This is a genomic window from Brevundimonas sp. UBA6550 (assembly GCF_002434505.1).
In the GTDB taxonomy this organism is placed as follows: domain Bacteria; phylum Pseudomonadota; class Alphaproteobacteria; order Caulobacterales; family Caulobacteraceae; genus Brevundimonas.
In genome coordinates, this window is record NZ_DJKE01000001.1 from 302,832 (window position 1) to 318,917 (window position 16,086).

Below are 16,086 nucleotides of genomic sequence, written 5' to 3' on the forward strand. Positions count from 1 at the left end.
CCGCCCCGCTTCGAGACCTAGAAGCGGTAGTTCATGCCCACGCGGAACATGTGCGTGCCGAACTTGCCGTTGCCGCGCGTGATGTCCGTGCCCGTGGTGTTGGGCGCCAGAACGAACGGGTTGGTCGCCGGCGCCGTGCCCTGACCCACGCGCACGACCGGGCTGTCCACGTCCAGCGAGGTATAGAGGTATTCGCCGGTGAAGGTCAGGCCGCGACCCAGGGCGTATTCCACGCCGCCGCCGGCCTGCCAGCCGTCGCCGTCGTCGCCTTCGCTGTTCTGGCTGAAGCTGTTGGCCTGGTTCGAGGTGCGGAACTTGTTGTCGAACTTGCCGTAGGCGTAGCCGCCGGTGCCGTAGATCAGGGCGTTGCCGGCCGCATAGCCGAGACGCAGACGGGCGGCCGCCGTGCTCTCCAGCTCGCGCGTGAAGGTGTAGGAGGCCGGGGTGGTGGAGAAGCCGGTCACCGAATCCTGGGCGTTGTTGACGGTGTATTCGGCCAGGGCGCCGACGACGATGTTGCCGAACTGCCAGTCATAGCCGGCGCGCACGCCCGCCTCGACGCCGCTGTTGTCGCTCTTGCAGCCGGTCGCGGGGCTGGCGCTGGACGCCGCGCCGCCGCAGAAGCCGGGGCTGAACGCATTGGCGCCGGCCGCCGTATTGACCGGGTCGCCGTAGTTTCCGTCCAGATTGCGGTCGAAGCGCAGGATTTCGTCGCCGTCGTCGTTGGTCTGGTTATAGCCGCCGAAGACGCCGACATAGGGGCCGGACCAGTTCTGGACGGTCGATTGGGCCAGGGCCGGGGTGGAGACGAGGGCCAGCGCCAGGGCGCTGCAGGCGAGGGTCTTGATCATGGGGGAGGCTTACGTGCTGGGTGCGGGCGCGAAGTCCCCGCTCGCCGTCGGAAAAGCGAAACCGCGCGGGACGTTCCCGAAAAAGGTGCGCCGCCAAATGTCGCACATCCAATGGCTGCGCTTGAGCGTAGGCGCCTAGCGCGTGGCCATGGAGATCAAAAAGGCCAGCAGCAGGATCAGGCTGACGCCCTGCCAGAACCGCACCGGATCGCGTTCGATCAGCGACAGCTGGCGCGGCGGCGGGGCGGCGACGGCGCTGCCCGTCTCCAGCACGTGGATCAGCTCCTCCACATCCTCGAACCGATCGTTGGGATCGATCGCCGTGGCGCGCAGGATGGCCGCCTCCAGCCAGGCGGGCATGTCGGGCCGGTGTCGGGTCGGAGGCGCCGGCGCACGGTCGAAGCGCGGGGCGTCGGCCGGATCGACCTCGCCCCACGGATAGGTTCGGGTGAACAGTCGATACAGGGTCACGCCCAATGCGAACTGGTCGGTCAGGGCGTTTCCGGCCTCGCCGGCGTACATCTCCGGCGGCTTGTAGCCCGCCGTGCCGGGCGCCTCGGCCTCGGCGAACTCCTCGGCCAGTCGCAGGCGCGCCACGCCTAGATCGACCAGTTTCAGCCCGCCGTTCGCCTCCAGGATCACATTGTCCGGCTTGATGTCACGGTGCGTCACCCCCGCCCGGTGCAGGGCTGACACCGCCCGCGACAGACGCAAGGCCACACCGATTCCTTCTGCGATCTCGAACGGCCCCTCCTCCGCCAGCCGCGCGTGCAGGGTCCGACCGGCGTGGAAGGGCTGGGCGATGTAGAGGCGGCTCTGACGCCCGGCGTCCAGCGTCAGCACCTTGCCGACATGGGGGCTGTCGATGCGCCGGCCGATGAAGGCTTCGCGCAGGAAGGCGGTCCGGGCGCCGCGTTCGGAGACCACGGCGGGCTTGGGAAACTTCAGCACCACAAGGCCCGCGTCGCCCAGCGTGTCCCGGGCAAGGAACAGCCGGGTATAGCGCCCGTCCGCCACCAGCCGCTGCAGCGCGAAACCGTCCACCGTCTGGCCCACCTCGGGCGGCGGGGCGATGGCCAACCCTTCCGCCTCGGCCGTGATCGCCTCCCAGTCGGGCGCCCCGGTGCGGACCACGTCGATGACGATGGCGGTGGCGTTGTCGCGCGCGCCCGCCGCCTCCACCTCGGCCAGGATCGCGTGTGCGTCCGCATCGGGCGATCCGCGCCGCGCCAGCAGTCCCGCGATCACCGCATCGGCCAGCACCCCATGCACCCCGTCGGTGGTCAGCAGCAGCCGGTCGTGCGGCTCCAGCCGCACCTGGCGCACGTCCAGCTTGACGTCCGCCTCGATGCCCACGGCGCGATAGAGCACATGGCTCAGCCCCTGCTGCGCGCGGGTGTGATCCTCGGTCAGCCGCGTCAGAACCCCGTCGCGGAAATGCCAGGCGCGGCTGTCGCCGACGTGCAGGGCCGTGGCCTCGCGCCCGCGCAGCACCAAGGCGGTGAAGGTGGTCGCCGCCCCCTCCATCGCCGGGTCGCTGCGTCCCTTGGCGTGGAGCCAGCGGTTGAAACCCCTCAGCGCCTTGATCCCGTTGGCGGCGATGCCGTTCAGCGGGTTCTGATCCAGATAGCCGTCGATGAAGCTGCGGGTCGTCAGTTCGGCCGCCATCCGCCCGGCCTTTGACCCCGACACCCCGTCGGCGATCACCGCCACCACCCCATGCTCGCGCTGCTCGGCCGCCGTGCCGATGTGGACCCCGCCGAAATCCTGATTGTCCGCCTTGGGCCCCTGCGCGGTCGCGAAGCCGGCGGCGATCTCCAGTCTGGCGTCGGTCATGGGGCTTTTGTGTTTAGTCTCGCTTCACCGCTCATCCGAAACCTGCATCAGCAGACCAATCAGCGGTGCATTGACGTAATAGTTGTTGCGTCCGAACTGATGTTTCTCGACGAAGCCTGCCGCATCCAGTTGATCAAGATATTTCGCGGCCGTCTGGCGCGTGACGCCCAGATCGTCCTGAAGAAATTCGATGCGTGTATAGGGATGTCGAAAAAGATTGTTCAACAGGTCCTGGGAATACCGAATCTTCGGATGAGCCCGCAGCCGGGCCTTATAATCCGCCATCAATCGGCTCATGCCGTCGATCAACCGAAGGGTCTGAATGGCCGTTTCGGATACGGCCCGGAGCATGTAGATAAGCCAAGCCTCCCATGCTCCACTGTCGCGAACATCCTGTAGCAGTCGGTAGTATTCGCTCTTATTCTCCGTGACATACCGGCTAAGATAAAGCACCGGGATATCCAAAAGGCCGACGCGCGTCAGGTAGAGGACGTTCAGTATTCGCCCGATCCGCCCATTGCCGTCCGAGAATGGGTGGATGCTTTCGAACTGATGATGGATCAAAGCCATCTTCACCAAAGGATCGAGATCGCTGGCTGTGTCATCGTTGATGAAGACTTCCAGCGCCTTCATGTGCCGGGAGATCTCCGCTTCTGACTGAGGCGGCACATAGACCGTTGCTCCGGTCGCCTGGTTTTTCAGCGCCGTGCCCGGGGTTGATCGAAAGCGTTCCTGGCTGCGTTTAAGCACCTGAAACATCTCGATCAGAATGTTGTTCGTCAGCAATCCCTGACTGGCCTGCAGTTGGTCAAAGCCCCGTTTCAGGGCGTCGCCGTAATTCGCCACTTCCTTTGCGGCTGGCGAATCCGCCTCCTCCCAGAACAGGCTCGCCCGAAACAGCTCGTCCTGGGTCGTGACGATGTTCTCGACTTCCGAACTGGCCTTGGCCTCCTGAAGCACAAGCGTATTGATCAGGATCGCCTGGTTGGGAATGCTGCGCGCCCCGCCCTTCAATTCGGCCAGATGTCGATGCGCACGGGCGACCTCTCGCAAAACAGAAACCGTTTCGAGGTCTTCGCGAGGTGGTAGCGGCGGGATCGCATAGGTGGCTTTTAACATGTCACCCTAAACGTGTTCGATTTTCGGTCGTTTTTTAACACGTCGATGCCGACATGTTAAGCGAGGGAAAAACGACGTTCGGCGGATTGCTCTCTATGTATCAAGCCGACCGCTGCTTGATCGGCGCCGATCCGTCGGCCAGGCTTTCGGCCAGATAGACCTCGGCCTCCTGGGCCGGCAATGCGGGGGCGTAGCCGAAGCCCTGGCCGTAGTGGCATTGGGCGTCCAGCAGCAGGCGGGCCAGTTCGGCGTTCTCGACCCCTTCGGCGACGACCTCCAGCGACAGGTCGCGGCCCAGGTTGACCACCGACTTGACGATCTTGGCCGAGCCTTCGTCCTTGTTCATCGTCAGCACGAAATAGCGGTCGATCTTCAGCGTATCGAACGGCAGGCGCGCCAGATAGGACAGGGACGAGAAGCCGGTGCCGAAGTCGTCGAGCGCCAGCGACGCCCCCACATCCTTCAGCGACTGCAGCACCTCTGCGGCGTGCGCGGTGTCGCGCATGATGTCGCCCTCGGTGACTTCCAGTTTCAGCGCGCCCTTGGGCAGGCCGCTTTCCTTGATGACGCGCGCCACGTCCTCGCACAGGTGCGGACGCTCGATCTCGCCCACCGACAGATTGACGCTGCAGAACAGCTTGCCGGCCAGCGGATGGCGTTCGATCCATTCGGCAAGCTGCCGCGCCGACTGGGTCATCATTAGAAGACCCAGTTCGTTCATCATGCCCAGGTCGGCGGTCAGGCCCAGGAACTCGTCCGGCGGCACCAGGCCGCGACGCGGATGCCGCCAGCGGGCCAGGGCCTCGAACCCGGCCACCGCCCCGGTGTTCAGGTTCACGATGGGCTGGAAGAAGGGCACGATCTCGCCGCGCACGAAGGCGTTGCGCAGGTCCGCCTCCAGCGCCAGTCGGCTTAAGGAGTCGCTTTCCAGCGCGCGGCCATAGGCGGCCGATCCGCCGCGCCCGGCGCTCTTGGCCGATTCCACCGCCAGCTCCACCCGCCGCAGCAGTTCGGCGGCGTCGGGCGCATCCGGCCCGCCCTCCACCATCACCGCCCCGATGGAAACGGTCGGATAGATGTCGAAGCCGGCGACCCGCAACGGCTGCTCCAGCGCATCGCGCATCCGATAGCTGGTGTGAGAGGCGCTGCGCGGCACGATGATGGCGAACTCGTCCTCGCCGATCCGGGCGGGCGAGGCGTCCTTGGGGAAGGCGGCTGCCAGGCGCGACCCCAGGGCCGACAGCACCAGGTCCGTGCGTTCGTGGCCCAGGGCCTCGTTCAGGCGACGCAGGCGGTCGACGTCGCCGACCACCATCTCGTATTCGCCGGCCTGGGTCAGAACCTCGCCCACGCGGGCCAGGAAGGCGCGGCGGTCCAGAAGGCCCGTCAGCGTGTCGCGATCCGATCCGGCGAACTTGGTCTCCAGCGCCACGACGCCGGCGGCGCGCAGACCGTCCTCCAGCCAGACGCCGCGCCACAGGCAGGTCTCGGACCCGCGCATCCGCAGGCGCACGGCGACCTCTGTCCCCTCTTCCTGGGGTTTCAGCATCCGTTCGGCCAGGCTGCGGTCCTGGGGCATGGCCAGGGCGACGAAACCGGCGGCGGTGCATTCCGGCGCCAGCGGACCCAGGCCCAGCGCCCGCGTGGCCCCGGTGAATCTCAGTTCGTTCTCGGCCGGGGTCCAGATCCACAGCACCGTGTCGGCGGCGGCCAGCGCCTCGATGGCGGTCGTGGCGTCCCAGGCCAGCGATCGGGATCGTGTCGTCACGCTATCCGCCCTTCCAGACGGCCCGCGACCGTCAACGCTCGTCCTCGACCAGGCCGAACAGAAGATGGTCTGCCCACGCGCCGTTAATTTTCAAATAAGCCCGCGCCCGACCCTCGTTGCGGAAACCCGATTTCTCCAGCACCCGGCGCGAACCGTGGTTGGTCGGCAGGCAGGCCGCCTCCAGCCGGTGCAGTTTCAGCGTGTCGAAGGCGTAGCCGACCACCGCCCTGACCGCCGCCGTGGCCACGCCCTGGCCGGAATGGGGCTGGCCGATCCAGTAGCCCAGCGTGCCGGTCTCGGCCACGCCGCGCCGCACGTTCGACAGGGTCACGGCGCCCGCCAGCGTCTTTCCCCCGTCCACCAGGACGAAGAAGGGCCAGGCATGGCCCAACTCCATCTCGCGCGCATAGATCGACAGCCGCCGCCGGAACGCCGCCTTGGTCAGGTCGTCCTCGGGCCAGGCCGGCTCCCACGGTTGCAGATAGTCGCGCGATCCGTCCCGCAGCGTGGACCAGGCGGCGTAGTCGCCGGCGCGCGGCGGGCGCAGCAGCACGCCGTTCCCGCGCACCACGGGTCCGCCGACATCGCTCATCCAGTCCAGAAGGGCCATGGGTCGGGACTATAGCACCAAGATTCCAGCCTGAACCTTACGGTTCGGCCAAAAGTGTCGCCGTCAGTTTCAGCGCCAGATCGCGGCCCAGGCCGTCGGGCGCGTCCAGCATCGGCGTCAGTATGTCGCCGATCAGACCCTCGGCGAAGGCCATATAGGCCGCCGTGACCACCAGGGCCTTGGCCCGTTCCGCCGCGCGCGGATCGTCCGGCGCCATGGCCGCCAGCCGGTCGGCCAGATCGCGCACCACCTGGGCGAAACTCTCGGCCCGCGCCTGTTCGCGCGCCAGCGCCAGCCAGGCCGCCATCTGCGAGGCCCCGCCGTGGCCGAAGGCGTCGAACACCGCCGTCATCAGCCGGTCGGGCTCCACGTCGTCGCGCCCGGCGCCCAGCCCCGCCTCGATCCGGTCGGCCAGGTCGCGCACCATCCGGTCCATCAGCGCGCCCTGAAGCCCGGCGGCCGAGCCGAAGTGGTGGATCAGATTGGCGTGGCCCACCCCCATACGCTCGCCCACCGCCTTCAGCGTCACCGCCGCCGGGCCGCCGGACAGAAGCAGATCGCGCGCCGCCTCCAGCGCCTCCTCGCGCGCCGCCGCCCCTCGACGGCGCCTTGCCGGACCATTAGTTGACATGGATGTCAGTTAACTCCATATTGGTCTCGAAATCGAGGGGCAGACCCTTTAAGGAGCCTTATCATGGCGAAATCCGCCACCCCCGCCGACCTCCAGATCAAGCCGCGCGACCTGCATATCGACCGCGAGGCCGCCACGCCACGGTGGTGGTTCAACGGCGACCCCTTCGGCACGGCGGTGATGAACGCGCTCAGCCTAACCTTCCCCGACGGCGAGCGGTTCTTCATCCAGTCGGTCAAACGCTTCGCCAAGGACGCGCCGCCGAACCTGGCCGCCGACATCCGCGCCTTCACGGTGCAGGAAGGGGCGCACACGCGCGAGCACATGGCCTTCAACGCCATCACCGAACGCGCCGGCTATCGGACCGCCGAGATCGAGGCCTATGTCGCCCAGCGGCTGGGCATCGCCCGCGCCCGCCCGCCGCTGGCGCAACTGGCCGCGACCATGGCGCTGGAGCATTTCACCGCCGCCTTCGCCCATCGGCTGCTGGCCGACCCGGATCTGCTGAAGGGATCGCCCCACGATCTGGCGCGGCTGTGGCGCTGGCACTCCATCGAGGAGATCGAGCACAAGGGCGTGGCCTATGACGTCTTCCTGCACGCCACGCGCGACATGTCGCCGTTGCAGCGTTGGCGGCTGCGGCGCTGGGCCATGCTGCTGACGACCCTGCTGTTCACCAAGACGGTGCGAGAGACCAGTCTGATGCTGCTGAAACAGGACGGCATCGTCGGCTGGCGCGCCCGGTTCGGCCTGTTCCGCTGGCTGTGGTTCAAGCCGGGCCTGTATCGCCGGATGATCGGCGACTATTTCGCCTTCTACCGCCCCGACTTCCACCCCTGGCAGGTCGACGACCGCGACCTGATCGCCGAGGCCGAGGCGGGCCTGGGCCAACCGGCGTAAAGCCCTCCATTCCGGGGCGTCCTTCGGGCGCCCCGGAGCCGGCGCTTGCTTTTCGCGGCGCGAGGCCGCATCAGGACGTCATCACCTTGGACCCGGCCCTGTTCGCAGGCGACGGGTGGCTATCCCCGCCGCCGATCCGCTGGGAAACCGAACCGCCGGAAACCGCATCGTCGGGCGCGGCTCATCCAGATGAAATTCCGACATGACCCTGATCGCTTCCGCGCGCCGGCAATGGCTCGCCAGTCCGCGCCGCGACCTGCTGGCGGGGACCGTGGTGGCCCTGGCCCTGATCCCAGAGGCCATCGCCTTCTCCCTGATCGCCGGGGTCGATCCGGCGGTGGGCCTGTACGCCAGCGTCGTGATCGCGATCACCATCGCCTTCGTTGGCGGCCGGCCGGCCATGATCTCGGCGGCGACCGGGGCCATGGCGCTGCTGATGGTCACCCTGGTTCGCGACCACGGCATAGAATATCTGTTCGCCGCCTCCATCCTGTGCGGCCTGTTCCAGATCGTCATCGGCCTGCTGAAGCTGGGCCGTTACATCAAGTTCGTCAGCCGCAGCGTGATGACCGGCTTCGTCAATGCGCTGGCGATCCTGATCTTTTTGGCCCAGATGCCCGAACTGATCGGGGCCGGGCCGATCACCTATGTCCTGGTCGCGGCGGCCCTGGCCATCATCTATGGCGCGCCGCGGCTGACCAAGGCCGTCCCCTCGCCCCTGATCGCCATTGTCGTCATCAGCGCCGTGGTGATGGCGATGAAGCTGGACGTGCGGACGGTCGGCGACATGGGCCAGATGCCCACGGCCCTGCCGGCGTTCCACCTGCCGGCCGTGCCGCTGACGTGGGAGACGCTGACCCTCATCGCGCCGATCTCGGCGACCCTGGCCTTCGTCGGCCTGCTGGAGAGCCTGCTGACCGCCAATCTGATCGACGACGTGACCGACACCGCCTCGGACAAGGATCGCGAGACGCGCGGCCAGGGGATCGCCAACATCCTGTCGCCCCTGTTCGGCGGCATGGCGGGTTGCGCCATGATCGGCCAGTCGATGATCAATGTCGGATCGGGCGCGCGCGGGCGGCTGTCGACCCTGTGGGCCGGGCTGTTACTGCTGTTTCTGATGCTGGCGCTTCAGGACTGGGTGGCGCGCATTCCGATGGCGGCCCTGGTTGCGGTGATGATCATGGTGTCGGTCGGCACCTTCGACTGGAACTCGGTGTTGAAGCTGCGCACCCTGCCGATCCAATCGTCCATCGTCATGGTCGCCACCACGGCGACCGTCGTCGTCACCCACGACCTGTCCAAGGGGGTGATGCTGGGCGTCCTGCTGTCCGCCGTCTTCTTCATGCGCAAGGTCGGCAAGACCCTCAGCGTGACCGAAGTTCAGACGTCGGAACCCGGCGCATTGCGATATCGCGTGTCGGGCCAGTTGTTCTTCGGCTCGGCCGATCTGTTCGCCGCCAGTTTCGAACACCATGGCCGACCGACGCATGTCGAGATCGACCTGACCGACGCCCACCTGTGGGATCTGACCGGCGTCGCCGCCGTGGACAAGGTGGTGTTCCGCTATCGCCGACAGGGCGCCCAGGTTCAGGTGGTCGGCATGAACGACGCCGCCCGCACCCTGGTCGCGCGGGTCGGGCGGTTCGAGAAGATGCATCTGCCGGCCGACGCCGGCGCGCATTGAGCCTTTAGGGTTGGCCCTCAGGCCGCGTCGGGCGTTGCCTCGACCTCGGCCTTGGGCATCTTGCAGATGCGGTTCAGGTCGGCGCGGATCGAACTGCCCTGGAAGTGCGAGATTTCGGCGCCGGAATAACCCTCGCCAGACAGGGCTTTCACGACGTCGCCGGTGTTGAGACAGTTTTGCGTGCGGGCCAGTTGATAGGCGCGCTCCACGACGTGGGTGCGGTTCATGGAAATGCCTTTCGTTCGCCACATCAACGCCTTGCAAGCTAAACCGTTCCAGACGCTGGATTTTATCGTCCGGCGCGGCGCGCTTGCATTTGTCACAAAGACCTGCGCACATAAGCCTCGTCGATCTCTCTGCGTAACGCCCACTCTCTCTGCGAACGCACGAGTCCAGGCCGCTCCCATTCAGACCCGACAGGCCGCAGGGGCGTTCCCTCGGTCAATCTCTAACGGAGGTCTCATCATGGCTACCGGCACTGTTAAGTGGTTCAACGCGACCAAGGGCTACGGCTTCATCCAACCCGACGACGGCGGCAAGGACGTCTTCGTCCACATTTCGGCTGTTGAAGCCGCCGGCCTGCGCGGCCTGGACGAAAACCAGAAGGTTTCCTACGAGCTGGAACGCGACAAGCGTTCGGGCAAGGAATCGGCTGGCCAGCTCCAGACCCAAGGCTGATTTCAGCCTCACGGCTGATCTTGCGACGGCGGCTCCTCACGGAGCCGCCGTTTTCAATTGGGCCGGGTGGTGGCGCTTTTCGATCTTTGTCCTGGTCACGATCGTCCTGGCCGTCATGGTCGGACGCACGCTGATCCCGATCTGGTGAGGCGTCCGCCGCGGATCAGGCGGCATTCTTCTCGATCCAGGTGGCGAAGGCGTCCATGAAGTCCTTCAGGAACTTGCGGGTGTCGTCCTTCTTCAGCTTGCCGTTGTCGTCCAACAGGTCGGCGACATTGCCGATATAGGCTTCGGGCTGCTGCATCGTGGGCATGCCCAGGAAGACCAGGGGCTGGCGCAGGTGGTGGTTGGCGCCGAAGGCGGCCAGGGCGCCGGGCGAGACGCTGACGATGGCGGCGGGCTTTCTGGCCCAGATGCTGTGGCCATAGGGGCGCGAGCCGACGTCCAGGGCGTTCTTCAGCGCGCCGGGGATGGAGCGATTATATTCCGGCGTGACGAACAGCACGGCCTGGGTCGTCGCCACCTCCTCGCGGAACCGCGTCCAGGCAGGCGGCGGCGCATCGGTCTCCAGGTCGGGATTGTAGAGCGGCAAGTCGCCGATCTCGACCAACTCCAGCTCAAGACCCGGCGCGGCGAGCGCCTTCAGTTCCAGGCCGATGGCGCGCGAATAGGCGCCTTGGCGCAGGCTGCCGACGATCAGGGCGACGCGGACGGACATGAGGCTCTCCGGGACTGCAGGGTTGAAGCGTCGGCATAACCGATGCGCCCGGCCGATGTTCCCTGAAACCCCGCGTCAGCCGCCGAACAGGGCGGCGGCGAAGGCTTCGCCCGCCGACGCGGCGTTCTTTGGCCCCAGAACCGCGCTGGCGGACCGGCCAGCCGCCAGCAGCCGCCCGCCGACGACGCGCACGTCCTCCACCGACTGGGCCTCCAGCTCTTCGGTCATCAGGGCGCTGGCGCGCGGGGCGCCGAAGATCAGGGTCTGGGCGGCGTTGCGTCCCGCCCGGCTCATCGGGTTTTCGTCCGACATCCACAGACCGGCCTTCATCACCGCCTTGGCCCGCGACAGTTCCCGGTCGGTCGGGCCGTGTTCGGCCAGCGCCCGCACCTCGGCCGCCGAAACCTCGGCCAGCTCCCTGGCCCGATCCGCCGCCGCCCCGGCGTAGACGCCCAGCACGCCCGTATCCTCGTACGGCTCCTGATAGGCGTCGATGGCGTAGGCCAGGCCCCGCTCCTCGCGCGCGCTCTGGAACAGGCGCGAGGCCATGCCGCCGCCCAGTATCTCGCCGAACAGCCGCATGGCCGACAGGGCCGGATCGGTCGCCGACAGGGCGGGTAGCTGGAAGACCAGATTGGCCTGTTCGATCTTGCGCGTCAGCTTGGCGTGACCGCCGACGAAGACGGCCGGGGGCGGAGCGTCGACCGGGGTCGCGACCGCATCGCCGAACCAGCGCTCGGCCAGGGCCAGCAGCTCGGTTTCGTCCACCGCGCCCGACACCGACACCACCATCCGGTCGGGCGAATACAGCCGTGCACGCCAGGCCTCGACCGTCGTCTTGTCGGCGGGCTTCAGGCTGGCGACCGAACCCAGGATGGGGCGGCCCAGCGGCTGTCTGGCGAAGGCGCGGGTCTGGACCATTTCGAACACATGGTCGTCGGGCGTGTCGAAGGCCTCGGCGATCTCCTGGGCCACCACATCCTTTTCGCGCACGATCTCGGCGGGATCCAGCGTGGGGCGAAACACCAGGTCCGACAGCACCTGCATGGCCAGCGGCAGGGAGCCGTCCAGGCCGCGCACCTCGAAACTGGTCCGCTCGTATCCGGTGGAGGCGTTGATGGTGCCGCCCTCGGCCTCGATCCGCTCGACGATCTCGCGCGCGGCCATGTCGCCGGCGCCCTTGAACACCAGATGCTCCAACAGGTGCGACCAGCCGGAGCGATCCTCGGCCTCCCAGCGCGCGCCGCCCTTGACGGTGACGACGACGGCCAGGGTCTTGAGCCCCGGCATGGGATCGCAGACGACGCGAACGCCGTTGGACAGGGTGTGGAGAGAAGCGGTCAGGACTTTAGTCTTTCCTATCGCCGCGCACGCGGTGCGCGGCTGCTTGAGGACCGTCTTTCTTCATTCGACGGCGAAGCAGGGCCACATAGAAGCCCACAAGCGCGATCGCCAGTCCGAACCAGGTCAGGGCGTATCCGAAATGGTTGTTGGAGAAGGCGGCCGGGGGCGCGGAGGGCCTGAGCGCCGCAAACTCGGGATTGACGGCGGTGACGGCGAAGACGACCTCGGGCCGCACGGGCCCCGTGACGTTCAGCGCCCTGGCCATGGCGGCGGTGTCGCGTGCATAGAAGCGGCCGTCCCTCGGCGCGGGGCTCATGGCGCCCGGTTTGGGGAAGCTGCGGAACTCGCCCACCATCACCAGCGGCAGGGTCGTCTCGATCACACGCGGCCGGGCCGTCACGCCGTCGCCGACGAAGCCCCGGTCTATCAGAACGGTGAAGTCATGCCCCGCCGGCCGACAGGCCGAGATCAGCCGCACCCCGGCCTCGCCGTCATGGATGGACTGCAACTCCACGAAGGGCGCGCTGGCCAAGCCCGGACAGACGATCAGGGCCTTGCGGAACTCCAGGTCGCCCTCGGCCAGCACCTGATCCAGCGGCGCGGGCGGTTTCGCCGCCGCCACGTCGGCCGCCGCGATCAGCCCTTCCTTCCACTTCAGCCGCTCGACCTGCCACACGCCCAGGCCGATCAGCAGGACGATGGCGACCGCCGTCAGCACGGTCAGAATCCAGGGGAAACGCTTCATCGCTGGTTCCTGTACTGCAGGCCGATCATCAGCCCCCGCCCCGGCCGCATCAGCGCCAGCGACAGGCCCGCCACCATCGGCAGCCAGACGATCAGATGCAGCCACATGGGCGGGTGGAACCTGATCTCCACGAACAGGGCCGAGAACACCACCACGAAGCCGGCGATCTGCATGATGAAGGTCGCCGGGCCGTCGCCGGTCTGGATGGTCGAGAAATCCAGGCCGCAGACCGCGCAGGCCGGCCGAACCTTCAGAAAACCGTCGAACAGCCGCCCCTGGCCGCAGCGCGGGCAGCGCCCCTTCAACGCCGCGCGAACCGGGTGATCGCAAACGACGACGGCGCGGGACGATCCCTCGTCCCGCGCCGTTTCGACAGTCTCAGACCCGTCTTGGTTCAACCGAAGACGACATAGACGAAGGCGAACAGGAACAGCCAGACCACGTCCACGAAGTGCCAGTACCAGGCCGCCGCCTCGAAGCCGAAATGCTTCTGCGGGGTGAAGTCGCCGGCCAGCAGGCGGATCAGGCAGACCGCCAGGAAGATGGTGCCGATCAGCACGTGGAAGCCGTGGAAGCCCGTCGCCATGAAGAAGATCGAACCATACAGGCCCGAGTTCACGGCCTCTTCGTTGAAGAACAGCTTCTCGTGCAGGATGTGGTGATACTCATAGGCCTGGACGCAGGTGAACAGCACGCCCAGCGCCACGGTGATGGCCAGGGCGATCTTGGCGCCCTTGCGGTCCCCGACCTGGATGGCGTGGTGCGCCCAGGTGACGGTGCAGCCGCTGAGCAGCAGGGTCACGGTGTTCAGCAGCGGCAGCTGCCACGGCGACAGAACCTCCACGCCCTTCGGCGGCCAGGTCGACCAGGCCTTGGCGGTGTCGGCCCAAGTCCCCACTTCCGGCGTCAGCGCCCGCGATTCGTGGAACAGGGCCATGTCGAAGAACATCCAGAAGAAGGCGACGAAGAACATCACCTCCGACGCGATGAACAGGATCATGCCGTAGCGCAGGCCGATGGAGACGACCGGCGTATGGTCGCCCGCCTTGGATTCCTTGATCACGTCCGACCACCAGCAGAAGGCCGAGATCAGCACCCCCGCCAGACCGGCGAAGAAGACGCCGGGCTTGCCCTGGGCCAGGAAGTTGGCGGCGATCGGGCCGCCGTCGGCTGGGGCCAGACCCTTCATCCAGATCACCGCGCCGATGAACATGATGGTGGCGCCGATGGACGACACCAGCGGCCACGGGCTGGGCGGAACCAGGTGATAGTCGTGCTGCGGAGCGGCGTGCGCGTCGGCCATGCGGTCTCTTCCCCTCAATCCATCCTCGGCCGGGCCATTTGTCAGGCCTCGATCCTGCGATGAAGTCGTCTTTTCTTCCGACATAACGGCGTCGAGCGCAACAGGCCAGACGCCGCGTCGGCCCTAATCAAGCCTCGCCGTCAGGCCGCCGGCGCATCCACCGACGGATAGAAGGTGTAGCTGAGAGTGATCTCGCGCGCGCCCCGCGCCTCGCGGTCGGTGGCCAGTTCGGGGGCGATGAAATACTGCACCGGAAACTGGCGCGTCTCGCCGGCCTTCAGCGTCTGATCGGTGAAGCAGAAGCACTGCAGCTTCTGGAAATACGGCCCCGTATATTCCGGCACGACGTTGTAGCCGGCCCGCACCTGGATCGGCCGGTCGGAGGTGTTGGTCACGTCGAAATAGGCCAGGCCCGTCTCGCCGATCCGCACGCGCTGGGTCGCCTGTTCGGCCTGGAACGTCATGGGCAGGCCCCGGACATTGGTGTCGAACCGCACCAGGACGGTCTGGTCCAGCACCTGGTCGGGGGCCTTTTCCGCCCGCCGCACCGTGCCGTCGAAGCCGGTGACCTGACAGAACATCCGATAGAGGGGCACCGCCGCGAAGGCGGCGCCCGTCATCCCCATCACGCCCAGCACGCAGACGATGGCGATCAGGTTCTTGCGGTCGCTCCTCACGGCTGGGACGTCGCGACGGCGCGCTCCAGCGCGCGTTCGGCGGCCTGGTTCTGCTGCAGGCGCAGGACGGTGGTGGCGAAGACCAGGACGATGAAGGCGACCAGGGCGCTGGCGATCCAGACGTTGCGGCGTTTGCGCGCGCGCATCTCTTCGGGGGTCAGACGCATGGCTTACGCTCCCAGGCCGGCCAGGGCCTCGACCAACAGGGCCGAGAACAGGGCCATCAGATACAGGATGGAAAAGGCGAACAGGTCCCGCGCCGGTTTGGCCTGGGCCTTGACGTCATACAATGCGGCCTCGCGTCCCACGGTGTCGGCCTTGTCCGGCTCGTCGCCCGCGCGCGAGCGGAACAGCCGCCAGGCCAGGCCCAGGAAGCCCAGACCGCCGGCGACCGACACGACCAGATAGATCGCGCCGCCTAGCCCCACCAGGGCCGGCGCGATGGCGGTCGGCACGAAGACCAGGCTGTAGATCAGGATCTGCAGCCGGGTGGATTTGGCGCCGCGCGCCACCGGCATCATCGGAATGCCCGCCTTGGCGTAGTCGCCGGCCGAATACAGCGCCAGGGCCCAGCTGTGCGGTGGGGTCCACAGGAAGATGATGGCGAACAGCAGCCAGGCTTGCCACGGCGCCTGACCCGTCGCCGCCGCCCAGCCGATCACCGGCGGAAAGGCCCCCGCCGCCCCGCCGATGACGATGTTCTGGGGTGTCCTGCGTTTCAGCAGCAGGGTGTAGAAGCCGGCGTAATAGACGATGGTCAGGGCCAGCAGCCCCGCCGCCAGCCAGTTGGCGTTCATCCCCAGCAGCATGACCGAGAACAGGCTCAGGATCACGCCGAACGCCATGGCGTCGTTCTTCCTGACCCGCCCCGCCGCCACAGGGCGGCCGCGCGTGCGGCGCATCAGGGCGTCGGTCTCGCCCTCCAGCGCCATGTTCAGCGCCCCGGCCGCGCCCGCGCCCACGGCGATGCACAGGATGGCGATGGCGGCGACCAGCGGATTGACCGCTCCCGGCGCGACGATCAGCCCGGTCGCGGCGGTGAACACCACCAGCGACATCACGCGCGGCTTCAACAGCTGGAAGAAGTCTTCCGGCTGGGCGGTCGAGAGGGCGGGGGGTGTCTGGGCTTGGGTCATCGGTGCGGGCCGCAATAGCACACTGATCAGCAGAAGGCCGCCCTTTCCGATGGAAAGCGCGGCCCGCTGGTCTCAGCTTCGCC

The 16,086-nt window shown here is 67.3% G+C and carries 18 protein-coding genes and 1 other annotated feature; of the genes, 3 read left to right on the plus strand and 15 right to left on the minus strand.

Annotated elements, in window-relative coordinates; genetic code table 11:
* Positions 1 to 17: 17 nt before the first annotated feature.
* The 6 genes from B3Z70_RS01430 to B3Z70_RS01455 all read right to left on the minus strand — a co-directional run bounded on the left by B3Z70_RS01430 (position 18) and on the right by B3Z70_RS01455 (position 6,815).
* The gene (locus tag B3Z70_RS01430; protein WP_292024153.1) at positions 18 to 851 is read right to left on the minus strand and encodes an outer membrane protein; all 834 of its coding nucleotides are present in this window, start codon (positions 849 to 851) and stop codon (positions 18 to 20) included.
* Positions 852 to 986: 135 nt separating this feature from the next.
* On the minus strand, positions 987 to 2,687 hold the full coding sequence (locus B3Z70_RS01435; protein WP_292024154.1) for a bifunctional protein-serine/threonine kinase/phosphatase: 1,701 nt from the start codon (positions 2,685 to 2,687) through the stop codon (positions 987 to 989).
* 24 nt (positions 2,688 to 2,711) lie between these two features.
* Positions 2,712 to 3,806, minus strand: a complete 1,095-nt coding sequence (locus B3Z70_RS01440) for a Fic family protein (protein ID WP_292024155.1) — start codon at positions 3,804 to 3,806, stop codon at positions 2,712 to 2,714.
* Between the two features lie 100 nt (positions 3,807 to 3,906).
* Positions 3,907 to 5,574 carry a putative bifunctional diguanylate cyclase/phosphodiesterase gene (locus B3Z70_RS01445; protein WP_292024156.1) on the minus strand — a complete coding sequence of 556 codons (1,668 nt, stop codon included), beginning with the start codon at positions 5,572 to 5,574 and terminating at the stop codon, positions 3,907 to 3,909.
* 31 nt (positions 5,575 to 5,605) lie between these two features.
* Positions 5,606 to 6,184 carry a GNAT family N-acetyltransferase gene (locus B3Z70_RS01450; protein ID WP_292024157.1) on the minus strand — a complete coding sequence of 193 codons (579 nt, stop codon included), beginning with the start codon at positions 6,182 to 6,184 and terminating at the stop codon, positions 5,606 to 5,608.
* A 37-nt stretch (positions 6,185 to 6,221) separates the two neighbouring features.
* On the minus strand, positions 6,222 to 6,815 hold the full coding sequence (locus B3Z70_RS01455; protein ID WP_292024158.1) for a TetR family transcriptional regulator: 594 nt from the start codon (positions 6,813 to 6,815) through the stop codon (positions 6,222 to 6,224).
* Positions 6,816 to 6,878: 63 nt separating this feature from the next.
* Here B3Z70_RS01455 and B3Z70_RS01460 point away from each other — a divergent pair, with 63 nt between their 5' ends.
* Both B3Z70_RS01460 and B3Z70_RS01465 read left to right on the plus strand, forming a co-directional pair.
* Complete coding sequence (locus B3Z70_RS01460) at positions 6,879 to 7,715, plus strand: metal-dependent hydrolase (protein ID WP_292024159.1); 837 nt, start codon at positions 6,879 to 6,881, stop codon at positions 7,713 to 7,715.
* Between the two features lie 85 nt (positions 7,716 to 7,800).
* Positions 7,801 to 7,864, plus strand: a sequence feature (sul1 is cis-regulatory element that is thought to sense ions involved in sulfur or methionine metabolism; They are found in Alphaproteobacteria).
* A gap of 59 nt (positions 7,865 to 7,923) precedes the next feature.
* Positions 7,924 to 9,402, plus strand: coding sequence for a SulP family inorganic anion transporter (locus tag B3Z70_RS01465; RefSeq protein WP_312082284.1), 1,479 nt, complete (start codon positions 7,924 to 7,926; stop codon positions 9,400 to 9,402).
* A 17-nt stretch (positions 9,403 to 9,419) separates the two neighbouring features.
* Here B3Z70_RS01465 and B3Z70_RS01470 read toward each other — a convergent pair whose 3' ends face one another.
* Complete coding sequence (locus B3Z70_RS01470) at positions 9,420 to 9,629, minus strand: hypothetical protein (protein WP_248117798.1); 210 nt, start codon at positions 9,627 to 9,629, stop codon at positions 9,420 to 9,422.
* A 238-nt stretch (positions 9,630 to 9,867) separates the two neighbouring features.
* Between B3Z70_RS01470 and B3Z70_RS01475 the strand changes: the two genes are divergently transcribed.
* The gene (locus tag B3Z70_RS01475) at positions 9,868 to 10,080 is read left to right on the plus strand and encodes a cold-shock protein (RefSeq protein WP_248117799.1); all 213 of its coding nucleotides are present in this window, start codon (positions 9,868 to 9,870) and stop codon (positions 10,078 to 10,080) included.
* A gap of 163 nt (positions 10,081 to 10,243) precedes the next feature.
* Here the strand turns inward: B3Z70_RS01475 and B3Z70_RS01480 are convergent, their stop codons facing one another.
* The 8 genes from B3Z70_RS01480 to cyoE all read right to left on the minus strand — a co-directional run bounded on the left by B3Z70_RS01480 (position 10,244) and on the right by cyoE (position 16,003).
* Positions 10,244 to 10,798: an NADPH-dependent FMN reductase gene (locus B3Z70_RS01480; protein WP_292024161.1), complete on the minus strand. Its 555-nt coding sequence runs from the start codon at positions 10,796 to 10,798 to the stop codon at positions 10,244 to 10,246.
* 75 nt (positions 10,799 to 10,873) lie between these two features.
* Positions 10,874 to 12,088: a M16 family metallopeptidase gene (locus B3Z70_RS01485; RefSeq protein WP_292024162.1), complete on the minus strand. Its 1,215-nt coding sequence runs from the start codon at positions 12,086 to 12,088 to the stop codon at positions 10,874 to 10,876.
* 58 nt (positions 12,089 to 12,146) lie between these two features.
* Positions 12,147 to 12,887, minus strand: coding sequence for an SURF1 family protein (locus B3Z70_RS01490; protein ID WP_292024163.1), 741 nt, complete (start codon positions 12,885 to 12,887; stop codon positions 12,147 to 12,149).
* Positions 12,884 to 13,285: a DUF983 domain-containing protein gene (locus B3Z70_RS01495; protein ID WP_292024164.1), complete on the minus strand. Its 402-nt coding sequence runs from the start codon at positions 13,283 to 13,285 to the stop codon at positions 12,884 to 12,886. The genes B3Z70_RS01490 and B3Z70_RS01495 overlap by 4 nt, the downstream gene beginning before the upstream one ends.
* On the minus strand, positions 13,282 to 14,190 hold the full coding sequence (locus tag B3Z70_RS01500) for a cytochrome c oxidase subunit 3 (RefSeq protein ID WP_292024165.1): 909 nt from the start codon (positions 14,188 to 14,190) through the stop codon (positions 13,282 to 13,284). Before B3Z70_RS01500 ends, B3Z70_RS01495 begins: the two co-directional genes overlap by 4 nt.
* Before the next feature lie 140 nt (positions 14,191 to 14,330).
* A complete protein-coding gene (locus B3Z70_RS01505) occupies positions 14,331 to 14,867 on the minus strand; it encodes a cytochrome c oxidase assembly protein (protein ID WP_292024166.1) in 537 nt (178 codons plus the stop codon).
* Positions 14,864 to 15,034, minus strand: a complete 171-nt coding sequence (locus tag B3Z70_RS01510; protein ID WP_258258351.1) for a hypothetical protein — start codon at positions 15,032 to 15,034, stop codon at positions 14,864 to 14,866. The genes B3Z70_RS01505 and B3Z70_RS01510 overlap by 4 nt, the downstream gene beginning before the upstream one ends.
* Before the next feature lie 3 nt (positions 15,035 to 15,037).
* Positions 15,038 to 16,003 carry a heme o synthase gene (gene cyoE, locus B3Z70_RS01515; RefSeq protein ID WP_292024167.1) on the minus strand — a complete coding sequence of 322 codons (966 nt, stop codon included), beginning with the start codon at positions 16,001 to 16,003 and terminating at the stop codon, positions 15,038 to 15,040.
* Positions 16,004 to 16,086: the final 83 nt, after the last annotated feature.